Origin of the sequence: Marinobacter halotolerans (genome assembly GCF_008795985.1) — a bacterium.
Taxonomy (GTDB): Bacteria; Pseudomonadota; Gammaproteobacteria; order Pseudomonadales; family Oleiphilaceae; genus Marinobacter; species Marinobacter halotolerans.
The window spans coordinates 720,380-744,439 of sequence record NZ_VMHP01000001.1; the positions used below are offsets into that span (position 1 = coordinate 720,380).

A 24,060-nucleotide genomic window follows, 5' to 3' on the forward strand; every position below is an offset into this window, starting at 1 on the left:
TAGACTTAACTGTAGATGCGGGGCGAAAACCTGCCGCGAACAATCAACATCACAATAACAAGAGGTGTGTCATGGCGAACCTGCTGTCTATTCCATCAAAAAAAGGTGAAGTCAGTGAGCAGGAGTGGCAACTGCGGGTAGACCTTGCTGCCGCGTACCGTCTGGTTGCTCTCTACGGCTGGGATGACCTGGTATTCACCCATATCTCGGCCCGGATTCCCGGCGACGAACACCATTTTCTGATCAACCCCTACGGCATGATGTTCGAGGAAATCACCGCCTCCAGCCTGGTGCGGATCGATCAGGAAGGAAACAAGATCAACCCGGACGACTTCGACATCAACCCCGCCGGCTTCACCATTCACAGCGCCATCCACGCGGTGCGGGATGACGCTGCCTGCGTGATGCATCTGCACACCACCGACGGCATTGCGGTGTCGGCCCAACAGGAAGGGCTGCTGCCACTGTCGCAGCAGAGCCTTTTCGCACTCTCGAGCATGGCCTACCACGACTATGAAGGTGTGGCATTACGGGAAGACGAAAAGGCCCGGCTGCAAAAAGATCTGGGCCACGCCAACTTCATGATTCTTCGCAATCACGGCCTTCTGACCACCGGCGCAAGCATTGCCGACGCGTTTTTGAGCATGTTCATCCTGCAGCGCTCCTGCGAGATCCAGGTTCGGGCCCTGGCGGGTAACCGGCCGCTGACCACGGTGCCGCAAGGCATTGTGGACACTATGAAACAACAGGCAGAGCAGGTTACCAAAGGGCTTGGTGGACACCTGGCCTGGCCGGGATTGCTACGCAAACTCGACCGCCTCGACAACAGCTTCCGCGACTGAGTAGCCACATAATGAGTAAATAAGCCGGAGGGGTCCTGTGACCCCCGGGCGGCAAATCCTCTCTTAACGGACGTTTTATATGCTTGCAAATCTGGGGCTGCTAGCCGGATTGGTATTGCTCATAGTCATGGCCCTGCGGGGCGTTAACATTCTTGTGGCAGCGCTGGTGGCAAGCCTGGTCGTGGCCATCACCAACGGCATGGGGTTCTCCACCGCATTGCTTGAACATTTTCCGTTCGGGCCTCTGGGGGCATTCAGCTTCGCCGGCAAGTTCTTTGTGCTGTTTCTTACGGGTGCCATCTTCGGCAAGATGATGGCATCCAGCGGTGCGGCCGGCTCCATTGCCAGCGCCATCACCAAAAGTCTGGGTGCCAAGCGGACAATCCTGATCACCATGTTGGTGTGCGCGCTGCTGACCTATGGCGGCGTGGTGGTCTTCGTGGTGATCTTCACCATGTACCCGCTGGGCGTGGCACTGATGCGTGAAGCCAACCTGCCAAAACGGCTGTTCTGCGGTGCAACCGCGCTGGGCGCTGGCACCTTCACCATGACCGCCCTGCCTGGCACACCGTCCATTCATAACGTAATTGCCGCCACAGCTCTTGATACCAGCCTTTTCGCGGGCGCGCTGATCGGCCTCACGGCTGCGGCGGTCATGTTTGTGCTGGGCATGGTGTACCTGGAGAGACAGTGGACCCGGGCCCGGGCCAACGGCGAAGGCTACCAGGTGAACGAACAGGACAGAGCCATGGAAAACCTGGCGCCGGCACTGCAACACGGTCCTGCCTGGAAGCTCAGCATCCTGCCCCTGGCGCTGGTACTGGGGACCATCATTCTGCCGCGGCTGCTCACCGCCCTGGGTATCGCTGATGGGGAATCACCCGTCATCGGAGGTCTTCTGGAATTCGCCGGAAGCGAGCCCATTCTGTGGCCCAGCTTTGCCCTGGTCATCGGTGCGGCGAGCTGCGTGGTGCTGTTCGCCAACTTCCGCAAGAATGCGATGGAGAGCCTGGGGGCGGGCGCGAATGACGCCATCATGCCGCTGCTGAATACCGCTGCGGTGATCGGTTTTGGCAGCGTTGTTACCCAGACCGACGGCTTCAGTGCCTTTGCCCAGTGGGTGCTTGCCCTGCCGCTACCGCCGCTGCTATCAGCTCTGGCGTCGGTCAGCGTGGTGTCAGCCATCGTGGGCTCTGGCTCCGGTGGACTGCAGATATTCATGCAAACCTTCGCCGAACAGTATCTGGCCATGGGCATCGAGCCGGAAACCCTTCACCGGATTGCCACACTGGGTTCCGGCGGACTGGATTCGCTACCTCACTGCGGCGCGGTGATTGCCATGCTCACCATCATGGGGCTCAAGCACAAAGAAGCCTATAGGGATATTTTTGTGGTTACGGTGGCGATACCTGTTATTGCCACGCTGGTAGCTATTGGAGTCGCCTCGGTCGTCTAGCGCTGCCAGTTCGCCGCCCCCACAAAGATCAGTTGCAGAAAGCGCGCCGTGCGCTTTCTCACCTGTTGGATCTGGACATCATCGTCCGGCTCAATACCCAGCAGGTCGGTCAGGCTGAAGGCGACACTGCGAACCACCAGGTCGCAGGTCATGTCCAGATCGGCATCGCTGAGGTGATCGACAACCCGCAATCGACGAAGGTCATTGGCCAGCTCGCTGGCAAAGTAGCGCATCTCGCTGCGGATACCTTCCTGCACCGCGCGGCTTTCACCAGCCAGGCCCTGGGCCATGAACATGAAGAAGCTGCGATTGTTCTGGGCATGGGTAACAAAAATACCGACGGACTCGTCGATCAGCTTGTCTGCCTGCAACACATTGGACCGGGCTTCGCGCATCATTCGCCGTAGCACCAGCCCGAGCTCGTCTACCAGCTGTAACCCCAGGTCGTCCATATTCCGGAAATGCCGGTAGAAGGATGTCGGCACCACGCCGGCCTGACGGGTCACTTCACGAATACCCAGGCTGGCAAAATGCCGGCCTTTACCCACCAGCGCCAGAGCCGCCTCCATCAGTTTTCCCCGGGTCTCGCCCGGCTTGGGCCGTTTTCTATCGGTCATTGAGTCGTGATCGCTACGCCGCCTTCGTAAAAAAACGAGTGTACACAAAGCCGGACCAAAAATAACCGCTTCTTGTCATTAAAGGCCAATGCTCATCGCCTGATTGCTTGGCCATATAGCTGTGTGTACAGTCGTACACATATGTGAACACTTGTACACAAGAGCAAAGGAGACAACCATGCTCGCTCAGCTTCAGACATCCGGCGCAGTGCACTGGCTCGGACGCCAGCTTTTCAATCGCGAGGACCCGGCCGCCTTTTTTGACCCGCTGCTGGAGCGCATCGATCCGTTGCTGACCCGGCAAACCATTCGCGCCCGTGTCATTTCGGTGACTGACGAAACGCCGGACACGAAAACTTTTGTGCTCGAACCCGCCGGCCGCTGGCAGGGCTTCCGGGCAGGCCAGCACATTGCCCTGACCCTGGAAATCAACGGTGTGCGCCGCACCCGTACCTTCAGCCTGTCCGGCACGCCGGCCCAGTGGCGGCAAAACGGCACCATTGCCGTCACCGTCAAGCGAATCCAGGGCGGGCAGGTGACCGGCTGGATGCACGAATGCCTTGAGCCGGGCGCAACCCTGAGTGTCAGCGACGCATTCGGTGATTTCGACATTCCTGACGTGGCCGAGCCTGCTATCTATATTGTCGGCGGCAGCGGAATTACCCCGGTGCTCAGCCACCTGGAGACCATGGCCGCGGACGGTTATCGCGCCCCGGTCACCCTGCTTTATTACGTACGCACACATCAGGACATCATTGCCCGGGACCGCCTGGAAGCGCTTGCCCAACACTGGCCGGCACTGGCCCTGAAAATCTTTACCACCGAGGAAGCCGGGAGTGATCAACGTCTGAACGACCATCAGCTTAATCAGGTTCCAGGGCTCAATGCACGCCGCTGTTTCCTGTGCGGACCTGAAGGCCTGATGGATCTGGCCGGTGACCTGCTGCACCGGCGCAATATTCCCGAGGATCGGATTCATTGCACCCGCTTTTCTGCGCCCACTGTGGAACTGGACGGTGACAATCTGGGCGGCCAGGTGCAGTTCGCCAAAAGCGGAAAACAGACCGAATCTCTTGGCGATGCCTCAATACTGGATATTGCCGAAGCGTCCGGACTTTCACCAAAACACGGCTGCCGCATGGGCATCTGCCATCAATGCAGCTGCCGGAAAACCAGCGGCACCGTTGTGAACCGCCTGACCGGAAAGACCTCCGGCCAGGGCGAGGAAACCATTCAGCTATGCGTCTCCGTGCCCGCCGGCGCGGTTTCGATTGATCTTTAAGGAGGCTTTATGAAGACGTTAAACGAAAGCCAGCTCAACGAACTCCAACAGGATCTGGATCAGATTCGCGATCAGGTTATCGCGGACCTGGGCGAACGAGATGCTAACTACATCGGCAAGGTGGTGCGCCTGCACCGGAGCCTGGAAGTGGGCGGCCGGGTGATGATGCCGTTCGGCTTTATTCCGCCGGTGTTTCTTGCCGCAACCACCGCGCTAGGGCTGTCGAAAATCATCGAGAATATGGAAATCGGCCACAACGTAATGCACGGCCAGTATGACTGGATGAACGACCCGTCACTGAACTCCCAGACCTATGAATGGGATACGGCCTGTGGCGGTGATTCCTGGCGCCGGACCCACAACTACGAGCACCACACCTACACCAACATTATTGGCAAAGATCGCGACTATGGCTATGCCCTGCTACGCCTGAGCGAGGATGACAAATGGCGGCCGGCACACCTGCTGCAGTTTGCCAACTATGTACTGCTCAGTGTGTTCTTTCAGTGGGGCGTCGGCCTGCATGAGCTGGAGTTTGAGCGGCTACGCAACCGGGAAATCACTCTGAAGGAAAAAACCCCGTTTCTGAAAGAATTTTTCCGCAAAGGCGGAAGGCAAGCCTTCAAAGACTACGTTTTCTTTCCGCTGGTGACCCTGCCCGTGGCACCGGTTGTACTGGCCGGGAACATCAGCGCCAACCTGATGCGCAACCTCTGGTCATCCACCGTGATTTTCTGCGGACACTTCACTCAGGACGCGGAAACCTTCAGTGAGGAAGAGTGTGAGGGTGAAAGCAAAGGCCACTGGTACCTGCGCCAGCTGACCGGCTCAAGCAACTTTACCGGCAGCCGGTGGGTGCATCTGCTGAGCGGACATCTGAGCTACCAGATCGAACACCATATCTTTCCGGACCTGCCGGCTCACCGTTACCCGGAAATCTCCGAACAGGTTCAGGCGGTGTGCAGGAAATACGGCATCCACTACAACACCGGAAGCTTTGCCCGGCAGTACGGAACCGTGTTGAAGAGGATTGCCGGCTTTTCGCTGCCGGACCGGTTGCGGACCCGACTGCTTCCGGAATTCAACAACGCCGTGGCGTAATACCCGTCAATCCGGCCCTGGCTACTCAGCTTTGAGTGGCCAGGGTTCGGAGGCGGAATCGCCGGTACACTCCCGGAACACAACCCGGTTCCGCCCGGTGTGCTTTGCCTCGTAAAGTGCCCGGTCGGCAGCGCCAATCATGTCATCAGGCGTCACCCGCCCACCCTGAGCCACGGTTGCAACGCCAACACTGACACTGACCGTAATCGCCTCGCCATCCCATTGAAAGTTCAAATCCTCGGCAATACTGCGACGGATCGTCTCGGCCCGGTTGCGTGCACCGTCAGCATCGGTGTCCGGTAGTATCACCGCAAACTCCTCACCGCCATAACGGGTGACCACATCCGCCCTGCGGGATACCCCATCGGCAATGATCTGCGCAATCTGACGCAGGCAGGCATCCCCGGCCAGATGGCCATCATCGCCACAACAATCCGGTTCAGCCAGGGCACATTGTCCCGAAGCTGAAGGAAGGAGCGCGAGAACCCGAGAATGCTGAACGTGCCCAGGGCAATGAAAAACGAGATTGCACGATTGTTCCACCAGGGCTGTTCCGGCCACAGATGCTCGAATGCAAGACCATTTATGGTGAACTGAAGCAGACCGTAGAAAACAATATAGGCCACATACCAGAGGTAGTTTGCGTCCCTGGTGGACATGAAAATCAGCAGGTTAAATATCGCCATGCACAGCAAAAGACCGTAATAGAGCCCGAAAACGAAGCGCTCCTGGTGGTCCGCTGCCGTATACGCCTGATCACTCCACAGTGTCATGGGCATCTGCACCGCGCCCGAGGTTGTGACCCGGAAATACAGGTCCGCCGCTTCGCCCTGACCGAGATCAAAACGAAAGTTGATGTTGTGGTGATTACGCCCGCGGCTATCGAAGGCCACTGCATCGCCGGCCTGAAAGTCCTCGATCTCGCCGTCTGAGCGAACGATATACAGGTCCATCCGGTCGATAATGGAATGCAGCCCCTCCAGTACCCAGTCGCTCGAGGACCCATTCAGGTTGTGGATTCTGGCATGGAACCAGTAGGCAGAGTCGGTAAAGCCGAAATTCAGCGCTTCTTCCGGGCGGTCAAAGCTGGCAAGGACAGACCATTGCTCGATGATCTCCCGGATGTCGTACTGCCCCCGGGCGTCTTCGTAATATGAGAAATGACGGGAAAGGTCGACCCGCTCACTGCCCTCGTTCAGAACAACAGGCCGGACAACCGCCGATGGACTATCTGCACTGGCGGGCGCGCCCAGATGGGGCACTAGGCAATCTGGAGCAGGCGCAACAGTTGGGAGCGGTGACCAGGCGGGATGACATCTTCCAGCGTGTACTGGTCAAGGGCTTTGAGGAAGGCATCCACCGCTTCACTGAACATCCCCTTGAGACCACAGACCGGCGCGATCTTGCAGGCATTTTTCGAGGAAAAACACTCCACAATGCTCAGGTCCTGCTCGGTCTCCCGCACAAGGACCCCTACATTGATATCGGAAGGCGCCATGTGCAGACGCATCCCCCCTTTTTTGCCCCGGACCGTCTCAATGTAGCCCTTCTTGTTGAGCTGATGGACAACTTTCATAAGATGGTTCTTAGAGATGTCGTAGCTGTCGGCGATTTCCTGAATGGTTGCCAGGCGGTCATCCTGCACAGCGAGGTAAATCAGTACGCGAAGCGAATAGTCGGTGTAACGGGTGATGTGCATGCTCTGCTCCAGTCGTAAATACAGTCAAAAAGACGGCCGTGTTAGCAGGTAGATTCCGATGCTGAAAAGCATAATACCGGATACAACTATCACAACGCCGGATGCCCCCAAAAAAACCAGCAACAACCAACTTGAACCCATCATGCCACAAGCCAGCAGTTTGGCCTGCAGCGGTACCACTCGCCGGTCCCGCCACTGTTCAATGGCAGGGCCGAATCTGGGGTGACTCTCGAGCCAATCCGCAAAATCCGGCGACCCTTTGCTGGCCAGAAAGCAAGCCAGCAAAACGAATGGCGTGGTCGGTAGCAACGGTAAAACAACTCCTACCAATGCCAGTATTCCGGAAATATACGCAAGCACCCGGCATCCGGTTCTCCCGAAACGCCCACTTCTTACACAACGCCGGACACCCTCCCGGAAGCTGCGAGCTGCGGCAAAAAAGCCACGACTTGCCAATTTACCGGTATTCAATGGACAGGTCTGCCCAGGCGACTGAGAAACACCAGCCTTGCCACATACGCAATCTTGATACCCACGGCGAATAGCAAGGTCCCGATATGGGCAAGGACCTGCAACCCCATGCCAAGCATGTCTGCGAAGGGATAAGCCAAAAGCACCGTGACCACAAGCCCCACCACCGAGAAGAACATGGTTGAATTGGCGTAAAACAGAAAGCGTTCCATACATCACCCATAACATTTATTAGATTTACATGTTTATGTTAGGGGCGAATCACGTGGCGGTCAAGAGCCCGGATCGCATACCTACCTACAGAGTATTACCCCCTCGTATCGGCCAAACTATTTGTTTACAGCTTCCAATTTAAAGATATATTATTTTTCCATCTTTAAATCGATAAGGAGCTTGCCATGACCAGATACCGACGACTCTGGTTTCTACTAATCGCCATCGTGGGGGTTACCTTCACGTTGCTCGGATACTTTGGTGCGGAAGTCTACCGTGCCGCACCACCCATCCCTGACCGGGTGGTATCTGCCACCGGCGACATCCTGATGACCGAGGAAAGCATCCTCGACGGGCAGACTGCCTGGCAATCCGTCGGTGGCATGCAACTGGGTTCCATCTGGGGCCACGGAGCCTACCAGGCCCCCGACTGGACCGCCGACTGGCTGCACCGAGAACTGGAGAACTGGCTGGATATTGCCGCCCGCGAGGAATACGGGCAGGACTGGCACAGCCTGAACGGTCAGCAACAGAATGCGCTGCAGTACGATCTGAAGTCGGAGTACCGCAGCAATACCTATAATGAAAATACCGGCACTCTCAAGCTCTCGGAGCGACGGGTCGCGGCGATTGCCGAAACCGCTGACTACTACAGCCGGCTGTTCAGCGATGCCCCGGAGCTTCGGGGCACCCGCGAAAACTACGCCATGAAGGAAAACACACTGCCCAGCGCCGAGCGACGCGAGCAGATGACCGAGTTCTTCTTCTGGACCGCCTGGGCCGCCGCCACTGAACGACCGGACAGCGATGTCACCTATACCAACAACTGGCCCCATGAGCCACTGATCGACAACAGACCGAGCGGAGAAAACGTCGTCTGGTCATTAATCAGTGTGGTACTGCTGATTGCCGGAGTCGGCGGCCTGATCTGGGCCTGGGCCTTCCTGCGCAAAGAAGATGAGGAACCCGAAGCGCCGATCAGTGATCCGCTAAGCTCCGTTGGACTCACTCCTTCCCAGAAAGCCCTGGGCAAGTATCTGGTGCTGGTCGTTGGCCTGTTTACCTTCCAGGTGATGCTCGGCGGCTTTACTGCACACTATACGGTGGAGGGCCAGGGTTTCTATGGCTTCAACACGTCCGAGTGGTTCCCCTACTCCCTGATGCGCACCTGGCATATCCAGGCTGCCATGTTCTGGATCGCCACCGGTTTCCTCGCCGCCGGCCTTTTCCTGGCTCCCATCATCAATGGCGGGAAGGACCCGAAATTCCAGAAACTGGGTGTCGACATATTGTTCTGGGCGCTGGTGGCTGTGGTGGGCGGTTCCTTTATTGGCAACTTCCTGGCCATTAACCAGATCATGCCGGCTAACCTCAGCTTCATGCTGGGCCATCAGGGTTACGAGTATGTAGACCTGGGCCGCCTCTGGCAGATTGGAAAATTCCTCGGCATCGTGTTCTGGCTGGTGCTGATGCTTCGTGGCATTGTTCCTGCCCTGCGCCAGCCCGGCGACAAGAACCTGCTGGCTCTGCTGACCGCCTCGGTGGTGGCTATCGGGCTGTTCTACGGTGCCGGCTTCTTCTACGGTGAGCGCACCCACATCTCTATCATGGAATTCTGGCGCTGGTGGATTGTCCACCTGTGGGTAGAAGGCTTCTTTGAAGTGTTCGCCACCGCCGCACTGGCCTTCATCTTCTGCAGCATGGGCCTGGTGTCCCGCACCGTCGCCACATCCGCCAGCCTGGCCTCTGCCAGCCTGTTCATGCTCGGTGGTGTGCCGGGAACCTTCCACCACCTGTATTTCTCAGGCACCACCACACCGGTGATGGCGGTGGGAGCAACCTTCAGCGCGCTGGAAGTGGTGCCGCTGGTCGTGCTTGGCTACGAGGCCTGGGAGAACTGGCGTCTGAAATCCCGCGCACCCTGGATGGAAAACATCCGCTGGCCGCTGACCTTCTTCGTGGCGGTTGCCTTCTGGAACATGCTTGGCGCCGGTGTACTCGGATTCATGATCAACCCGCCGATCGCGCTGTATTACATTCAGGGCCTGAACACCACGCCCACCCACGCCCACGCAGCGTTGTTCGGTGTGTACGGCTTCCTGGCCCTGGGCTTCGCGCTGATGATCCTGCGCTACATCCGGCCCCGCATTGTCTTCGACGAGCGGCTGATGAGAGTAGGCTTCTGGTGGCTGAACATCGGTCTGGTTCTGATGCTGTTCACCAGCTTGCTGCCCATAGGCATCATCCAGTTCGTGGCCAGCGCCAGCGAAGGCCTGTGGTACGCGCGCAGTGAAGCCTTCATGCAGAGCGATATCCTGCAAACCCTGCGCTGGGTCAGAACCATCGGCGACGTCGTCTTCATCATCGGCGCTCTGGCAGTCGCCTGGCAGGTCGTAAAGGGAGTGTTCTTCCCGGATCTCGAACCTGTTTCCAACGAACCCTCTATCGACGGTGGTGTCAGCGAGCTTAAAGCCTGATCACAGCAACCGGGGCCAGGGAAGGCCTGCTACTACCAAATCAAACGTGGAGTGCTAACATGACAGTAATAGCGAAACCGATGCCCCAGGCATCCAATAAAGAACTGATCGAGTATATTCTGCCAAAGTACAACAGAGATCCAGCAGCCCATGGGCTACCATACTGTGACCTGTTATTCAGCCGAGTTGATGGGCGCAGATAGCCGGGAATACTCCCGCAGGGGTATCGGATTCAGGCGACTGATTTGCCATACTTCTGTCACACTGTGGCTGTTCACGACAATAAGAGCCTACATCGTAAAGGACAGGAATGAATCAAATGCCCAACGCCAAGTTGACAGACCGTTTTGGCCGCACTGTGAATTACGTGCGCCTGTCCGTCACTGATCGCTGTGACTTCCGCTGTGTTTACTGCATGGCTGAAGAAATGACATTCCTGCCCCGCGAACAGGTGCTGACTCTGGAAGAGATTGCCCGGGTTGCGAAAACGTTCGTGTCACTGGGCACTGAAAAGATCCGGCTGACCGGGGGCGAGCCCCTGGTACGCCGGGATATTCTGGAACTGGTCAAGGAAATCGGCGGTTACGGCCTGCGGGATTTTGCCATGACCACCAATGGCAGCCAGTTGCCCACTATGGCGGAGCGTCTGCGCAAGGCCGGCCTGAAGCGACTGAATATCAGCCTGGATTCCCTGGATGCCGAGAAATTTAGCCGTATTACCCGAACCGGCAAGCTAAGCCAGGTGCTGGACGGCATTGATGCCGCGAAGGAAGCCGGCTTTGAGGGTATCAAGCTCAATGCGGTGGTGATGAAGGGCGGCAACGACGAGGAAGTACCGGAACTGGTGGAGTTCGCCCGCAAGAAGAAGGTGGACATTACCTTTATTGAGGAAATGCCCCTGGGGGAAATCTCGGACCACGACCGTGGCGAGGTGCTGTGTACCAGCGACGAGGTCCACAACATCATCAGCCAGCGCCATGAGCTGGTGCCCACAACCGAGGATTCCGGTGGCCCTGCCCGCTACTATCGGATGTCGGACAGCGACATTCGGGTCGGCTTTATTTCGCCACACTCCCACAATTTCTGTTCGACCTGTAACCGGGTTCGGGTGACGGTGGAAGGTCGGCTGTTGCTCTGCCTGGGCAATGAACACTCAGTGGATCTCCGCCGCGTGCTTCGCAGCCATCCAGAGGCAGATGACAAGTTGCGCGAAACCATCATTGGTGCCATGGACCTGAAGCCGGAACGGCATCACTTCTCATCGGAGGGGGATGTTCAGATTCTCCGATTCATGAATATGACCGGGGGCTGAACAAGCCCCCGCTTCCTGAAATTGATTCAATTCAGGCTGACAGCGCTGCCGGTTGCATCAAGCGGCAGATAATGACTGATATGTCCCAGACGGATGGACTCCACCATCATGGTCAGCGGTTGCTGTGCTTCGTCCGTTGACGGCGCCATTCCGCCGCGACCGGACATGGCGGCGACAAACACCACATCCCAGGCCTGCCCGGTAGTGCGGGACTCCTCGACAAGGCCCTGGAATTCGGGGGCCTCGTCAGGGGTCTTGTCGACACAGATTACTGGCGTCAGGGCGCCGCCTTCACCGCGCTCGAACGCCGCTTTTTCTTCATCGGACGCCTCGTCGGGCAGCTCGGCCCGGCAGAACACGAATAACAGGCGCTGAGCCTCTTGCTGACCGCGTGATGCCTGAATCAGGTCGCTGTAACTGCTGATCATGTTGAATATCCTTTCTGTCATTCGGTAGAGCTGAGTGGGACCGGCTACTGGCTGATGGCGATCAGGCGCTGGGGGTCTGAAATAAACAGCCGGCTGCGATTAACGCGCACCAGCCCATTCGATTTCAGATCCGCCAGAATCCGGGAGAAGGTTTCCGGCTGCATGGCCAGCCTGGACGCTACCAGGCACTTGGGCAGCGGCAGCTCCACTTCCCCACCTTCCTCTGCCCCGTTTGGAAGCAGGTCGATAAGGTAGCGGATCAGCCGGTCGCGGGCGTTCTGCAGCGTCATGATTTCCAGATCGTGAAACCGGGAAACGGCCCGCTTGGCATAATGCCGAAGCGCCGCCTGGGCGTACCGGGGATTGTTTTCGATCAGTTCCTGGTAGGCCCTGACGGGGATCATCAGTACCTCGCTGGACTTCAGCGCCTCGGCATAGCAGGCATACTGCGGCGGATCGGCGTAGATCATGACCTCGGCAAAGCAGTCGCCCGGACCGATGCTGTCCAGAGTGCGGTCAATACCGGAGGCGTCCAGTCGGTAGAGGCGCAGGCGACCGGTAATCACAAAGAAGAAGTGATGGGCCGGCATATCCTGGCGGTACAGTACCTGGTGATGTCCGAGCCTCAGGCGCCGCGACTGCTGGATCAGCTTCTGCTGGTCCTGGCCACTCAGTTGGGCGAACAGCGGATGGCTACGCAGTTGCTGAAGGCCGTCTTCTTCACCGACGGTTTTATTAACGGCAATCAGGACCGGTTTGCTGTAGCGGGTCTCGGCTGTCTGTGTAAGGGCCATTCAACTGTCCTCTGCGCAAATTCATGCATTAGGAATCATGTTTTTAATGGTAAAGAGGTGGCCGCGGGAAAGCGCTCCCCCTATGGGGGTAGTTGGCAGGCAATTTCTGAGTAATTGATATAGCTCAAGAAGATTTGGTGCATAGTCTGGCGAGGAACCCCTCTTCAAAACACGCTCCTTCGGCACATCCATGTGACGCTTGGGCTCCGCCATCCATGGCTCCGCACAGTTTTGAAAAGGAGTTTCCCGCCAGACTCCAGAGCTCGGGGTGGCATCTTTTACTGCATCAGCGGTGAATCCGGCAACTCCAGATCAACCCCTTTCACACCGATTTCCGACGCCAGAACCTGCAAATACTGTCTGAACGCCCGCCTGGTGACGCTTTCGCTCAGGTACTGCCGGATCTGGGGTTTGACGTGTTCATAGGGCAACTGTTCGCCATCAATGCGCTGATCAACCCGAACGATGTGCCAGCCGTAGCGGGTTTCGATCAGTTCCGGATTGAGACCTTCCCGCAGCGAAAGGACCGGGCGTTCGAACTCGTCGACGGTCTGCCCTTTGCTGATCTGGCCCAGGCTGCCGCCCTGATGGCGCGATTCGCAGGCAGAGTATTGCTTGGCCAGCGGCTCGAACTGGGCACGCCCCTCCAGCAGCGAGGACAGCAGCTGTTGACCCACCTCTTCCTGGCGCATGCGCTCCTGGACATCGTCCGGTGCCGCCGCCAGCAGGATATGGCTAACCGCCATCAGCGTGGGACTGCGGAAGCGGCCGGGGTTGGCGGCGTAGAAGCGCTCGCAATCCTGTTCGCCGGGTTCTGGAACCTGGAGTTCGAGTTCCAGTACCCGGGCGATGCGGTCCTCTTCGTCAGCAATCCCTTCGAGATTGAGGCGGCTCGTCTGTTGCAGCAGCAGCTCGCGGATTACAAGGCTTCTGGCGGCTTCGTGCCAGGCTTCGGCGACGTCTTCCGCCGGGTGGTGCTGCAGCTCTCGGGCGATGTCGTCTTCGCCGATGAGGGTGTCGCCCACGTAGACGGGCGGAAACTGGTTTCTAGGTTTTTCGGCGTTGCCGACAGGTATGAGTTCCATGGTTAGCTCCTTACGCGCGCTTACGCACAACCTGATACCGCCTTCCGAAATACTCCACTGGCACGCTCAGCATGTGTACCAGGCGAGTAAACGGAAAGAGTACAAAGATAGTGAGGCCAAGGAAGATATGGGCCTTGTAGATCCAGTGCACATCGGCAATGTAGGCGGCAACGCCACCCTGGAGCGTGACAATACCCTGAGCCCAGGCCGAGAACTGAAGCATGGTACTGCCGTCAAGATGACCCATAGTGGGCAGGATGGTCAGCAGCCCGAGCGCCAGTTGAAGGACCAGAATGACGATAATCATGTTATCGGCGAAGGTGCTGCTGGCTTTCACCCGGGGGTCGGTCAGGCGGCGCCAGGCAAGCATGCCACCGCCGACAATGGCCATCAGACCGGCAATGCCGCCCACGACAATGGCCATGATCTGCTTGGTGCCCGGGCTCATGAAGTTCTCGTAGACGGCGTGGGGTGTCAGCAGGCCGACCAGATGGCCGAAGAAGACCACCAGTACACCGACATGGAAGAGCACGCTGGCCATCACCATGTTTTTCTTGCTCAGTGTCTGCGTGGAATGGGCTTTCCAGGTGAACTGGCCGTGATCGTAGCGGGCCCAGGTGCCAATCACCATAATGGCAATGGCAACGTAGGGGTAGATTCCGAATAACAGTGTGTTCAGGTAAGACATGGTCATTTCCTCCCGCGCCCTCAGGCGCCTCCTGCCTGACGGGGCGTGGCATCCGTCATCAGTTGATCACTCAGGTGAATAGTCTGGGTCTGCTCGAGTTCGCGGCGCCGCTGGCCAACAACGCCACCAGTGCTGCAGGAACTTCCCTGGTCGTCCACAAACTTCACCATTTCCTCTTCCCATACCTTGTCCAGAGCCTCCGGCGTGTCATCGCGTTCTTCCGACGCCACGATCTGCGCCAGTTCCTGGCGGTCCGCCTCCCGGCCCGACAACACCAGCAGTGAATCCATCAGGACGTGATACAGGCTCTCGCGCTGGTATAGCCGCTCACCCAACAGCCCCAGAATATGGTGGATGTCTTCCAGCCAGTTTCTGATTTCATCCCAGGGCCGTGTCGAGAGGTATTCCAGAAACAGGGGCAGATAATCGGGCAATTCCCGGGCGTCGATCTCAAGGCCGTTGGCGCGGTATTCCTCCATCAGGTCAACCATCGCCTGGCCCCGATCCCGGGATTCGCCGTGAACGTGTTCAAACAGCAGCAGTGAGGTCGCTCTGCCCCGGTCGAAGGTGCCCACGTAGTTTTCCTGCATGTCGAGCAGGTTGCCGTCACACACCAGGTCAAGGCACCGCAGAAGCTGTTCCTTGCTCTTCCCCGGCAGCCGGCTGTCCTCCAGAACAGCCGCGACCATTGCGTCTTTGGAGGCCTGGAGCTCCTCGGTGGGGTACTCAAGCACCCGTGCTATTACTTTTAGAAGTTGCATCCCGGTCTCCCTATTCCTGCAGCTGCTTCGGGTCCACCTGCTTAACCGTGGACAGTTTCTGGACCATGCTGGTGGTCTGCCTGCGGCCGCCGAACATGTTGAATTTGCTATCACCATTGCAGCCGTCACCAAAGCTGAAACCGCAGCCATTGCGTTCACCGTGGGCGCTGGCGTCCGGGAAGGCCTCTTTCGCCAGCTCGCGGTGGCTGGTGGGGATCACGAAGCGGTCTTCGTAATCTGCGATTGCCAGGTAGCGGTACATCTCATCCGCCTGGGCCTTGGTCAGACCACACTCCTGCAACGCCCGCAGGTCTTCCTTGCCCTCGACGGTCTCGGCACGCTTGTACAGACGCATGGCCATGATTCGCTTGAGAGCCAGCACAATGGGCTTTTCGTCACCCGCGGTCAGCATGTTGGCCAGGTACTTGACCGGAATCCGCAGACTTTCGATTTTCGGCAGGACGCCGTCGAACTCGACCCTGCCGGCTTCCGCCGCGGACTGGATCGGGCTCAGGGGCGGCACGTACCAGACCATGGGCAGGGTGCGGTATTCCGGGTGCAGCGGCAGGGCCAGTTTCCAGTCCACCGCCATCTTGTAGACCGGGCTGCGCTGGGCCGCCTCGATCACGTTCATGGGCACGCCGTCTTTCTTCGCCTGCTCGATCACGGCCGGATCAAACGGGTCCAGGAAGATTTCCAGCTGCTTCTCGTAAAGCTCATGCTCGCCCGGGGCGCTGGCCACTTCTTCAATGCGGTCTGCGTCGTACAGGAGCACACCGAGGTAGCGAATCCGGCCTACACAGGTCTCGGAGCACACGGTGGGCATGCCGGCTTCGATCCGCGGGTAGCAGAAGATGCACTTCTCGGACTTGCCGGTTTTCCAGTTGAAGTAGATCTTCTTGTAGGGGCAGCCGGAGACACACATCCGCCAGCCACGGCACTTGTCCTGGTCGATCAGCACGATGCCGTCTTCTTCCCGCTTGTAGATGGCGCCGCTGGGGCAGCTGGCCACACAGGTGGGGTTGAGGCAGTGCTCGCACAGACGCGGCAGGTACATCATGAAGGTGTTTTCAAACTGGCCGTAGATGTCCGCCTGCACCTGGTCAAAGTTCTTGTCCTTACGGCGCTTTGCAAACTCGGTGCCCAGAATCTCTTCCCAGTTCGGGCCCCACTCGATTTTCTGCATGCGCTGGCCGGAGATCAGCGAACGCGGCCGGGCCACCGGCTGATGCTTGCTGTCGCCGGCGGTGTGCAAATGCTGGTAATCGAAATCGAACGGCTCGTAGTAGTCGTCGATCTGGGGCAGGTCCGGATTGGCGAAGATGTTCGCCAGGATCCGGAAGCGGCCACCGATTTTCGGGCGGATCTTGCCGGAACTGTCACGCATCCAGCCGCCCTTCCATTTGTCCTGGTTTTCCCACTCTTTGGGGTAGCCGATACCGGGCTTGGTTTCGACGTTGTTGAACCAGGCATACTCCATGCCTTCACGGCTGGTCCATACGTTTTTACAGGTCACTGAACAGGTGTGGCAACCGATGCACTTGTCCAGGTTCAGCACCATGCCGACTTGGGAACGGATCTTCATTTTACAACCTCCTGAACAGTGTCATTGCCTTCGCCATCGAGCCAGTCGACGTTGTGCATCTTGCGAACCACCACGAACTCGTCGCGGTTGGAGCCTACGGTGCCATAGTAGTTGAAGCCGTAGGAATACTGGGCGTAGCCGCCGATCATGTGGGTCGGCTTCGGGCATACCCGGGTGACAGAGTTGTGAATACCACCGCGGGTACCGGTGATTTCCGACCCCGGAATATTCACGATCCGCTCCTGGGCGTGGTACATCATCACCATGCCCGGCATGACCCGTTGGCTGACCACCGCCCGGGCCGCGATGGCACCGTTGGCGTTGAACAGCTCGATCCAGTCGTTGTCCTCAATCTGCATCTCTTTGGCGTCGTCTTCGCTCAGCCACACGATGGGGCCGCCGCGGGACAGGGTCAGCATCAACAGGTTGTCGCTGTAAGTGCTGTGAATACCCCACTTCTGGTGAGGGGTAATCCAGTTCAACGCTTTCTCCGGGTGACCGTTGCCGCGCTGGTTGAGCATGTGGCTGACGGTTTTGGTGTTGATCGGCGGGCGATACACCAGCAGGCTCTCCCCGAAGGCACGCATCCACTCGTGGTCCTGGTAGAACTGCTGGCGGCCGGTCAGGGTGCGCCAGGGGATCAGCTCGTGCACGTTGGTGTAACCGGCGTTGTAGGACACGTGCTCGTCTTCCAGGCCAGACCAGGTCGGGCTGGATATGATCTTGCGCGGCTGCGCTACGATGTCCCTGAAGCGGATTTTTTCCTCTTCCTTGTTCCTCGCCAGATGGGTGTGATCCAGGCCGGTGAACTCGGACAAGGCTGCCCAGGCTTTTACCGCCACCTGGCCATTGGTTTCCGGCGCCAGGGTCAGAATCACTTCCGCCGCATCAATGGCGCTTTCAATCTTCGGCCGGCCGGCGTTGGCTCCGTCGATGTGCTTGTAGTTCAGATCACCCAGGAACTTCACTTCCTTCTCGGTATTCCAGTTGATGCCCTTGCCACCATTACCCAGCTTGTCCATCAGCGGGCCAAGGGAGGTGAAGCGCGCGTAGGTGTTCGGGTAGTCCCGTTCAACGGTGATGAAGTTGGGCGCGGTCTTGCCCGGGATCAGGTCGCATTCGCCCCGCTTCCAGTCCTTCACGTCAAAGGGCTGGCCCAGTTCCGCCGGTGCGTCGTGCAGCAGTGGCAGAGTCACTACGTCTTTCTCGACACCCAGGTGGCCCTCGGTCGCTTTCGAGAAGGCTTTGGCAATGCCCTTGTAGATCTCCCAGTCACTGCGGGCTTCCCAGGCCGGATCGGTGGCCGCGGTCAGCGGGTGGATGAACGGGTGCATGTCCGAGGTGTTCAGATCGTTCTTCTCGTACCAGGTGGCCGTGGGAAGAACGATGTCCGAATACAGACAGGTGGTGGACATGCGGAAATCCAGGGTCACCAGCAGGTCGAGCTTGCCTTCCGGCGCCTCGTCATGCCACTTGACCTCTTTCGGCTTGGCGCCACCTTCATGGCCCAGGTCCTTGCCCTGCAGACCGCTCTTGGTGCCCAGCAGGTACTTGAGCATGTACTCGTGGCCCTTACCGGAAGAGCCCAGCAGGTTGGACCGCCAGATGAACATATTGCGCGGATGGTTCTGGGGCGCTTCCGGATCTTCACTGGCAAACGCCAGGGATCCGTCCTTCATGGATTGCGCCACGTAGTCCGAGACTTCCATGCCGGCTTTTTCCGCCTCGGCAGCAATACCCAGCGGGTTACGGTTCAGCTGCGGGGCAGACGGCAGCCAGCCCATGCGCTCGGCGCGCACGTTGTAGTCGATCAGGCTGCCACCGAATTTGGACTTGTCCGCCAGCGGCGACAGGATTTCATCGACACCCAGTTTCTCGTAGCGCCACTGGCCGGAGTGGGCGTAGAAGAAAGAGGTGGAGTTCATGTGCCGGGGCGGACGCTGCCAGTCCAGGCCAAAGGCCAGCGGCTGCCAGCCGGTCTGTGGGCGCAGCTTCTCCTGGCCAACATAGTGGGCCCAGCCACCACCGCTTTGTCCGACACAGCCACACATGATCAGCATATTGATCAGGCCGCGGTAGTTCATGTCCATGTGGTACCAGTGGTTCATACCGGCACCAACGATGACCATGGAGCGGCCTTTGGTCTTGTCAGCGTTGTCGGCAAACTCACGGGCAATGCGGATCACTTTCTCGGCGGGGACGCCGGTGATCTTTTCCTGCCAGGCCGGAGTGTACGGCTTGATTTCGTCGTAGGAGGTGGCACCGTCATCCTCGCCCAGACCACGGCTGATGCCGTAGTTGGCGACCATCAGGTCATAGACGGTGACCACGCGCCCCTCTGTTCCATCCGCCAGCTGTACCTTGCGGCTGCCAAGCTTGTGGGTGAGGGTGTCGGAGACTTCCACGCTTTTGAAATAGTCGTGTTCAATGCCGCCGAAATAGGGAAAAGCGACATCCACAACGTCATCGTGCTTTTCTACCATCGACAGCTGCAGTTCTACCTCGGAATCGCCGGCAGTCTGCTTGAGGTTCCACTTGCCCTTCTGACCCCAGCGGTAGCCGATTGAACCATTGGGTGCAGTCAGCTGATTGGTTTTCTGGTCAATGGCGATGGTCTTCCACTCGGGGTTGTTCTCCTCCCCCAGACCGTCCACCAGATCACTGGCCCGCAGGAAGCGACCCGGAACGTAGCGGCCGTCTTCCCGCTGCTCCAGCATGACCAGGTACGGCATATCGGTGTAACGACGTACATAGTCGGTGAAGTATTCGCTGGGCTTGTCGACGTGGAATTCCTTCAGAATCACGTGGCCCATGGCCATACCCAGCGCGGCATCGGTGCCCTGCTTCGGGTTCAGCCACTCGTCGGAGAGCTTGGACACTTCCGCGTAATCCGGCGTGATCGCAACGGTCTTGGTGCCCTTGTAACGCACCTCGGTGAAGAAGTGGGCATCGGGGCTGCGGGTCTGGGGCACGTTTGAGCCCCAGGCAATGATGTATCCGGAGTTATACCAGTCGGCAGATTCCGGCACGTCGGTCTGCTCGCCCCAGGTCTGGGGAGAGGCCGGCGGCAGGTCGCAATACCAGTCGTAGAAGCTCATGCACACGCCACCAATCATCGACAGGTAGCGGCTGCCAGCGGCGTAGGACACCATGGACATGGCCGGGATCGGAGAGAAGCCGAGAATCCGGTCCGGGCCGTATTTTTTAGCGGTATACACATTGGACGCCGCGATCAGTTCGTTGACTTCGTCCCAGCTGGAACGCACAAAACCGCCCATACCCCGACGGGGCTTGTACTCGGCGGTTTTCTTCGGGTCTTCCACGATGGAAGCCCAGGCGTCCACCGGGTCCGTGTGCTCAACTTTCGCCGCGCGCCACAGCTGCATCAGGTGCTTGCGCATCAGCGGGTACTTCAGGCGGTTGGCGCTGTACATGTACCAGGAATAGCTGGCGCCCCGGGGGCAGCCGCGGGGCTCGTGGTTGGGCAGGTCCGGACGGGTGCGGGGGTAATCGGTCTGCTGGGTCTCCCAGGTGACCAGACCGTTCTTGACGTAGATTTTCCAGCTGCAGGAGCCGGTACAGTTCACGCCGTGGGTGGAACGCACAATCTTGTCGTGTTGCCACCGACGGCGGTAGCTGTCTTCCCATTCACGGCTGACGTTGTGGGTTTCACCGTGGCCGTTGGCGAACGGCTCGCGCTTCTTCCTGAAGTAGTTCAGCTTGTCGATCAGATGACTCATGGTTTTCTCTCCGCTCTCTCGGATCTCTCGGCTCTGTCCGCTTATCGCACGCTCTCCGTCGGACGGATCGGCGTTCAGCTCTGAGATCATTGTGTGCGAGAAAAACCTCGATATCTGCGGGGTTACTACCACATAACCCGTCTCTACTCCCCAGGTGGTATGAGAGCTATACACCCTTGTGTAACAACGCCTGACGCTCTGCACGGCGGTTATCCCTGGCAAACATCACCAGGCTGGCGCCCACCAGAACAAAAGGAATCATGAACATGGCTGTACCCACACCGACCCAATCAATCACGGCGCCAAACAACACGGGCAAAAGGAAAGCCACCAGGCAGGCAGTGGACAGCAGGACACCGGCAAAAAGCGCCGCGACATCAGGACTGCGGGCAATAACCAGACGCTGAAGGCCACCCATGGAACAACCCAGCGCCAGACCCAGCAGCACAATCAGCAGGCCTTCGAGGAAAAGTGGCAGCGCCAGTTCCAGCGCAATGATCGAATCCACTCCGTAAATCGCCAGGGTCATGGGCGGATAGGACAGAACAAACAGAGCCAGCAGCGCGACCGCCAGCGAGCGCAGGATGACCGGCCCGGCACCAAAGCGGTCTGAAAGCGCGCCGCCGACAATCTGGGCAAGGGCGCCGGGAACCACAAACCATATTGCCAACCGGGCGCCTGTTTCCATCGTCAGTAAAAAACGGAATGCCATAAAATCCGGGAGCCACAGCGCCAGCGAGAAAAAGCTGCCTGCGACTACCCCGAAATACAGGCACAGCCGCAAACTCGAGGGGTTGGCCAGGCGCCCGACCAACTGACGGGCAGCGGTTTCGCGATCACTCCGGGCTTCCGGTTCGTCCGTCAACAACACAAGCAACGCGGCCACCAGCAGCAGAACGATCAGGTAGGCAATCGGTACGCCTTCCCAGGAAAACGCCTGCAGGATCACCGGCACAAGGTAGTAGTTGAAGCCTGCGCCAGTCACCCCCGCACCAAACAGGCCCAGCGCCAGCCCTGCCCTGCGGGCGGGCGTGTGGGAAGTCACAAACCCAAGACCGGCGCTGTAGAACCCGCCACCAAGACCCAGCCCCACGGCCACCAGCAGATAGCCGACCCAGGTTTTCACAACAAGCAGGAACACCATCGATACCGCCAGCCCCAGAAGGCAGGCAATCATTACCCGCCTGGCCCCTGAACGTTGGGCGGCAATGCCGGCCGGCACCGCGAACAGGGCACCAGAGGCCATGGGCATGGCCAGCAAAAGACCGAGCTGCAGGCTATCAAGGCCAAGGGCGCTCCGCAGGTGAATGCCGGCTGCCGCAAAAATGGTCCAGCAACCGGAAGCAACCACAAAACCGACCAGCGCCAGCGGAAGGACCACCGCCAGCGACGTCAGGCTGTCAGCCTCATTTTCCTCGTCCACCTTCGACGGCCCCATGGCATTACCTTTAATAAGTAGACTTTAAGTGTCATGTTTTGCCCTGCAAAGCGTCAAAGACTACGATGGAATATCACCAGTAGGGGTAATCCGGAGTCGTGTTTTAACCTCAAGTGGGTACACTACCGGTGAAAAGAAGATCAGAACGCCATTTGACTGGCGGTTTCCGGAAGGCATCGAATGACAGGTAACAGCCCCCTCGTAAAACGCATCGCCATTGTTGTTGGCGCTGTCGTGCTCACGGCGGTTGTCAGCATGGCAACAACCCTGGGGGTATCGCGCAGCATCGAGGGCAATGCCACGGCCATCAATATTGCCGGATCGTTACGAATGGGCGCCTATGAGCTGCTTGCACGTTCAAGCACCCGCGAAAGCGAGTCCGCCGGTTTCATTGCACAGCTTGATGCCTACGAAGCCAGAATGGCCCATCCGGAATTCACCCGATCGATTCCGGACACCGACGATCATCCGCTTTCCCGCCAATACCAGACCATGCGATCACTTTGGCTCGAGTCTCTGCGTCCGGCGTTAACCGCCAAGGCTGGCAGCAGCAACCAGGTCGCGATGGAAAACCTGCTCGGCCTGACCCGTCAGTATGTAGCGGAGGCGGACCAACTGGTCAGCATGCTGGAAGACCGGACGGAGGCACGCATTGATCTTCTGCACCTTATCCAGATCGTCAGCCTCGTGCTTTCCATCGTCATTATCAGTGGCCTGTTTCTGGATCTGAAAAACCGGGTACTGCGGCCACTGCGCAAGCTGGTGAATATCGCGGACGCGGTCAGGCAACAGGATTTTTCCAGGAAGGCCAGGTTCAGTGGCTCGGATGAACTTTCACAGCTTGGCATTGCCTTCGATCAGATGACCAGCGAGCTGGCCCTGAGCTACCACGAATTAAAAGAAGAAGCCCGCGGCAAGACCCGTGAACTGGAGCGCAGCCACGCAGCCCTGGAGCTGCTTCATTCCGCCAGCCGCTCGCTGTTTGCCAACCATGACCTTTGCAGTGGCGCGATACCCATGCTCCAGGATCTCGAACAGTTACTGGGCATTGGCCCGATCCGGCTATTCCTCCACGACAAGCATTCCAGCGAACCGGTAGAGGCAATTACCACCTCCACCAAGGATCGGCCTTTCTATTGCAAGGATCATCACTGCAACGCTTGTCTGGTGACCCCGGAAGTGTTTGACGAACTGCCCTCGGAAGACAATGACGGTCGCCGATTGCTGCTGCCCATTCGCACGCCGGGACAGTTGCTGGGCACCCTGGAGGTCTGGTACCCGGCCAGCACCGGGCTGCCGGAAACTTCGCGCCGCCTGCTGGAAACCCTGAGCGACCAACTGGCCACCGCGATTTTCCTGGAGCGACAGATCACCGAAGAGCAGCAACTGACCCTGGCAGAAGAGCGTGCCGTGATTGCCCGGGAACTACACGACTCACTAGCCCAGTCGCTGTCATATCTGAAGATGCAGGTATCGCGCCTGCGCCGTTTGAACATCGCCGGGGAACATGAAGAAGTCCACCACAACATTCTGGAAGAGTTGAGCAATGGCCTGAACAGTGCCTATCGTCAGCTGAGGGAATTGCTGACCACCTTCCGCCTGAAACTGGACACCCCGGACCTGGCTACTGCCCTGGCCCAGACCGCACACGAATTCTCGGAGCGGCTGGGCAGTGAAGTAAAACTGGAATACCGCTTGCCTCCGCAGACACTGTCGCCAAACGAGGAGATCCATACACTACAGATCGTCCGTGAGGGTCTGGCCAATGCAGTCAAACACTCTGACGCATCAGAAATCGTGGTACAGGTACTGTTTGAGTCGCCGCGGGTACAGGTCAGAATACTGGACAACGGCAAAGGACTTCCCTCGAGTGATCAGCCGGCTCACCACTATGGCCTAATTATCATGCAGGACCGAGCACGCACCCTGGGTGGAAAAGTCAGCGTGAGAAATCGCGACAGCGGCGGTGTGGAAGTCGCCCTGAGTTTTGTACCCAAGAGCCGGCACCTGATTACGTCAGAGCCGGCCATCAGTCAGTCTTTACAACAATCCGTTAAAGAATGAGAAGCAC

At 58.5% G+C, this 24,060-nt stretch carries 21 protein-coding genes; 7 read left to right on the top strand and 14 right to left on the bottom strand.

Annotated features, from left to right (window positions below; genetic code table 11):
- The first annotated feature begins 71 nt into the window (after positions 1–71).
- Together FPL19_RS03400 and FPL19_RS03405 are read left to right on the top strand one after the other, a co-directional pair.
- A complete protein-coding gene (locus FPL19_RS03400; RefSeq protein WP_150910611.1) occupies positions 72–842 on the top strand; it encodes a class II aldolase/adducin family protein in 771 nt (256 codons plus the stop codon).
- 79 nt (positions 843–921) lie between these two features.
- Positions 922–2,298, top strand: a complete 1,377-nt coding sequence (locus tag FPL19_RS03405; protein WP_150910613.1) for a GntP family permease — start codon at positions 922–924, stop codon at positions 2,296–2,298.
- Here FPL19_RS03405 and FPL19_RS03410 read toward each other — a convergent pair.
- A complete protein-coding gene (locus FPL19_RS03410) occupies positions 2,295–2,915 on the bottom strand; it encodes a TetR family transcriptional regulator (RefSeq protein ID WP_150910615.1) in 621 nt (206 codons plus the stop codon). The two genes, FPL19_RS03405 and FPL19_RS03410, sit on opposite strands and share 4 nt — an antisense overlap.
- A 178-nt stretch (positions 2,916–3,093) precedes the next feature.
- On the opposite strand from FPL19_RS03410, the gene FPL19_RS03415 reads away from it, so the two are divergent.
- A complete protein-coding gene (locus FPL19_RS03415) occupies positions 3,094–4,197 on the top strand; it encodes a ferredoxin reductase (protein ID WP_150910617.1) in 1,104 nt (367 codons plus the stop codon).
- Positions 4,198–4,206: 9 nt separating this feature from the next.
- Positions 4,207–5,298 carry a fatty acid desaturase family protein gene (locus FPL19_RS03420; RefSeq protein ID WP_150910619.1) on the top strand — a complete coding sequence of 364 codons (1,092 nt, stop codon included), beginning with the start codon at positions 4,207–4,209 and terminating at the stop codon, positions 5,296–5,298.
- A gap of 21 nt (positions 5,299–5,319) precedes the next feature.
- Here the strand turns inward: FPL19_RS03420 and FPL19_RS17515 are convergent, their stop codons facing one another.
- The 5 genes from FPL19_RS17515 to FPL19_RS03445 form a co-directional block, all read right to left on the bottom strand.
- The gene (locus tag FPL19_RS17515) at positions 5,320–5,709 is read right to left on the bottom strand and encodes a GGDEF domain-containing protein (RefSeq protein ID WP_225314371.1); all 390 of its coding nucleotides are present in this window, start codon (positions 5,707–5,709) and stop codon (positions 5,320–5,322) included.
- A complete protein-coding gene (locus FPL19_RS03430) occupies positions 5,604–6,560 on the bottom strand; it encodes a 7TMR-DISM family protein (RefSeq protein WP_150910623.1) in 957 nt (318 codons plus the stop codon). The genes FPL19_RS17515 and FPL19_RS03430 overlap by 106 nt, the downstream gene beginning before the upstream one ends.
- Entirely contained in the window at positions 6,560–6,997 is a 438-nt protein-coding gene (locus FPL19_RS03435; protein ID WP_150910624.1) for an RrF2 family transcriptional regulator, read from the bottom strand. The genes FPL19_RS03430 and FPL19_RS03435 overlap by 1 nt, the downstream gene beginning before the upstream one ends.
- Before the next feature lie 24 nt (positions 6,998–7,021).
- Positions 7,022–7,357 (bottom strand): YbaN family protein, encoded by a 336-nt coding sequence (locus tag FPL19_RS03440; RefSeq protein ID WP_225314276.1) that lies wholly within the window; start codon positions 7,355–7,357, stop codon positions 7,022–7,024.
- Between the two features lie 107 nt (positions 7,358–7,464).
- Positions 7,465–7,680: a hypothetical protein gene (locus FPL19_RS03445; protein WP_150910626.1), complete on the bottom strand. Its 216-nt coding sequence runs from the start codon at positions 7,678–7,680 to the stop codon at positions 7,465–7,467.
- A gap of 186 nt (positions 7,681–7,866) precedes the next feature.
- On the opposite strand from FPL19_RS03445, the gene FPL19_RS03450 reads away from it, so the two are divergent.
- Together FPL19_RS03450 and moaA are read left to right on the top strand one after the other, a co-directional pair.
- On the top strand, positions 7,867–10,158 hold the full coding sequence (locus FPL19_RS03450; RefSeq protein WP_150910628.1) for a nitric-oxide reductase large subunit: 2,292 nt from the start codon (positions 7,867–7,869) through the stop codon (positions 10,156–10,158).
- A gap of 319 nt (positions 10,159–10,477) precedes the next feature.
- Positions 10,478–11,470 (top strand): GTP 3',8-cyclase MoaA, encoded by a 993-nt coding sequence (moaA, locus tag FPL19_RS03455; RefSeq protein ID WP_150910630.1) that lies wholly within the window; start codon positions 10,478–10,480, stop codon positions 11,468–11,470.
- 26 nt (positions 11,471–11,496) lie between these two features.
- Here the strand turns inward: moaA and FPL19_RS03460 are convergent, their stop codons facing one another.
- The 8 genes from FPL19_RS03460 to FPL19_RS03495 form a co-directional block, all read right to left on the bottom strand.
- Positions 11,497–11,898, bottom strand: coding sequence for a ribonucleotide reductase subunit alpha (locus FPL19_RS03460; RefSeq protein ID WP_150910632.1), 402 nt, complete (start codon positions 11,896–11,898; stop codon positions 11,497–11,499).
- A gap of 44 nt (positions 11,899–11,942) precedes the next feature.
- Positions 11,943–12,692: a Crp/Fnr family transcriptional regulator gene (locus FPL19_RS03465; protein WP_150910633.1), complete on the bottom strand. Its 750-nt coding sequence runs from the start codon at positions 12,690–12,692 to the stop codon at positions 11,943–11,945.
- A gap of 278 nt (positions 12,693–12,970) precedes the next feature.
- On the bottom strand, positions 12,971–13,777 hold the full coding sequence (locus FPL19_RS03470; protein ID WP_150910635.1) for a peptidylprolyl isomerase: 807 nt from the start codon (positions 13,775–13,777) through the stop codon (positions 12,971–12,973).
- Positions 13,778–13,787: 10 nt separating this feature from the next.
- Positions 13,788–14,465: a respiratory nitrate reductase subunit gamma gene (narI, locus tag FPL19_RS03475; RefSeq protein WP_150910637.1), complete on the bottom strand. Its 678-nt coding sequence runs from the start codon at positions 14,463–14,465 to the stop codon at positions 13,788–13,790.
- A gap of 20 nt (positions 14,466–14,485) precedes the next feature.
- The gene (gene narJ, locus FPL19_RS03480) at positions 14,486–15,226 is read right to left on the bottom strand and encodes a nitrate reductase molybdenum cofactor assembly chaperone (protein ID WP_150910639.1); all 741 of its coding nucleotides are present in this window, start codon (positions 15,224–15,226) and stop codon (positions 14,486–14,488) included.
- 10 nt (positions 15,227–15,236) lie between these two features.
- Entirely contained in the window at positions 15,237–16,811 is a 1,575-nt protein-coding gene (gene narH / locus FPL19_RS03485) for a nitrate reductase subunit beta (protein ID WP_150910641.1), read from the bottom strand.
- The gene (locus FPL19_RS03490; protein ID WP_150910643.1) at positions 16,808–20,551 is read right to left on the bottom strand and encodes a nitrate reductase subunit alpha; all 3,744 of its coding nucleotides are present in this window, start codon (positions 20,549–20,551) and stop codon (positions 16,808–16,810) included. The genes narH and FPL19_RS03490 overlap by 4 nt, the downstream gene beginning before the upstream one ends.
- A 166-nt stretch (positions 20,552–20,717) precedes the next feature.
- A complete protein-coding gene (locus FPL19_RS03495) occupies positions 20,718–21,989 on the bottom strand; it encodes an MFS transporter (RefSeq protein ID WP_150910645.1) in 1,272 nt (423 codons plus the stop codon).
- A 180-nt stretch (positions 21,990–22,169) separates the two neighbouring features.
- Here FPL19_RS03495 and FPL19_RS03500 point away from each other — a divergent pair, with 180 nt between their 5' ends.
- A complete protein-coding gene (locus tag FPL19_RS03500; RefSeq protein ID WP_150910647.1) occupies positions 22,170–24,053 on the top strand; it encodes a histidine kinase in 1,884 nt (627 codons plus the stop codon).
- The last annotated feature ends 7 nt before the right edge of the window (positions 24,054–24,060 follow it).

Bases quoted from the DNA above. Each gene is read 5' to 3' on its own strand.
- FPL19_RS03400 (WP_150910611.1), top strand. From the start codon at position 72: ATGGCGAACCTGCTGTCTATTCCATCAAAAAAAGGTGAAGTCAGTGAG.
- FPL19_RS03405 (WP_150910613.1), top strand. From the start codon at position 922: ATGCTTGCAAATCTGGGGCTGCTAGCCGGATTGGTATTGCTCATAGTC.
- FPL19_RS03410 (WP_150910615.1), bottom strand. From the start codon at position 2,915: ATGACCGATAGAAAACGGCCCAAGCCGGGCGAGACCCGGGGAAAACTG.
- FPL19_RS03415 (WP_150910617.1), top strand. From the start codon at position 3,094: ATGCTCGCTCAGCTTCAGACATCCGGCGCAGTGCACTGGCTCGGACGC.
- FPL19_RS03420 (WP_150910619.1), top strand. From the start codon at position 4,207: ATGAAGACGTTAAACGAAAGCCAGCTCAACGAACTCCAACAGGATCTG.
- FPL19_RS03435 (WP_150910624.1), bottom strand. From the start codon at position 6,997: ATGCACATCACCCGTTACACCGACTATTCGCTTCGCGTACTGATTTAC.
- FPL19_RS03445 (WP_150910626.1), bottom strand. From the start codon at position 7,680: ATGGAACGCTTTCTGTTTTACGCCAATTCAACCATGTTCTTCTCGGTG.
- FPL19_RS03450 (WP_150910628.1), top strand. From the start codon at position 7,867: ATGACCAGATACCGACGACTCTGGTTTCTACTAATCGCCATCGTGGGG.
- moaA (WP_150910630.1), top strand. From the start codon at position 10,478: ATGCCCAACGCCAAGTTGACAGACCGTTTTGGCCGCACTGTGAATTAC.
- FPL19_RS03460 (WP_150910632.1), bottom strand. From the start codon at position 11,898: ATGATCAGCAGTTACAGCGACCTGATTCAGGCATCACGCGGTCAGCAA.
- FPL19_RS03465 (WP_150910633.1), bottom strand. From the start codon at position 12,692: ATGGCCCTTACACAGACAGCCGAGACCCGCTACAGCAAACCGGTCCTG.
- FPL19_RS03470 (WP_150910635.1), bottom strand. From the start codon at position 13,777: ATGGAACTCATACCTGTCGGCAACGCCGAAAAACCTAGAAACCAGTTT.
- narI (WP_150910637.1), bottom strand. From the start codon at position 14,465: ATGTCTTACCTGAACACACTGTTATTCGGAATCTACCCCTACGTTGCC.
- narJ (WP_150910639.1), bottom strand. From the start codon at position 15,226: ATGCAACTTCTAAAAGTAATAGCACGGGTGCTTGAGTACCCCACCGAG.
- narH (WP_150910641.1), bottom strand. From the start codon at position 16,811: ATGAAGATCCGTTCCCAAGTCGGCATGGTGCTGAACCTGGACAAGTGC.
- FPL19_RS03490 (WP_150910643.1), bottom strand. From the start codon at position 20,551: ATGAGTCATCTGATCGACAAGCTGAACTACTTCAGGAAGAAGCGCGAG.
- FPL19_RS03495 (WP_150910645.1), bottom strand. From the start codon at position 21,989: ATGGGGCCGTCGAAGGTGGACGAGGAAAATGAGGCTGACAGCCTGACG.
- FPL19_RS03500 (WP_150910647.1), top strand. From the start codon at position 22,170: ATGACAGGTAACAGCCCCCTCGTAAAACGCATCGCCATTGTTGTTGGC.